The following is a 541-nucleotide window of genomic DNA, read 5'->3' as shown; positions in this document are numbered from 1 at the left end:
TTATGCACTACCACCAGCAACAACAAAACAAACAGTGGCAACCGCATCTCTACACATCACTGCAAAGCAAAACCATGGTGATTCTCGGTACGGGTAGCATTGGGAAATGCCTAGCACAAACGGCCCAGGCGATGGGGATTAACACGATTGGTATTAATCGCACAGGAATTCCAACAGCCAATGATGAATTTGCACAAACCTTCCACATCAATGAACTAGTAAATGCTTTAAGAAAGGCAGATATTGTCGTTAATACGTTGCCGAGTACACCTAATACTCGTGCCTTGCTCAACCGTGAAACACTTCAACATCTCAACCAAGCTTTATTATTCAATGTAGGTAGAGGAGATGTGTTGGATGAAGCCAGTTTGTTGCTCGCCATCAAGAATCGCTGGGTAGAACACGCTTTCTTGGACGTGTTTGAGCAAGAACCACTGCCACCAGCGCATCCGTTTTGGAAGTTACCGCAAGTGACCATCACGCCACACATTGCCGCATTGAGCTTTCCTGAACAGGTGATCGACATTTTTGCCGACAATTA

1 protein-coding gene is annotated in these 541 nt (G+C 45.5%); it reads left to right on the top strand.

What is annotated here, in order from left to right; genetic code table 11:
• Positions 1-541: NAD(P)-dependent oxidoreductase (locus R7R24_RS29825; RefSeq protein ID WP_318120604.1), on the top strand; the 541-nt coding region annotated here is incomplete at both ends.

Source organism: Vibrio sp. 704 (assembly GCF_033339295.1).
This window is presented reverse-complemented; position numbering and strand designations above follow the sequence as displayed.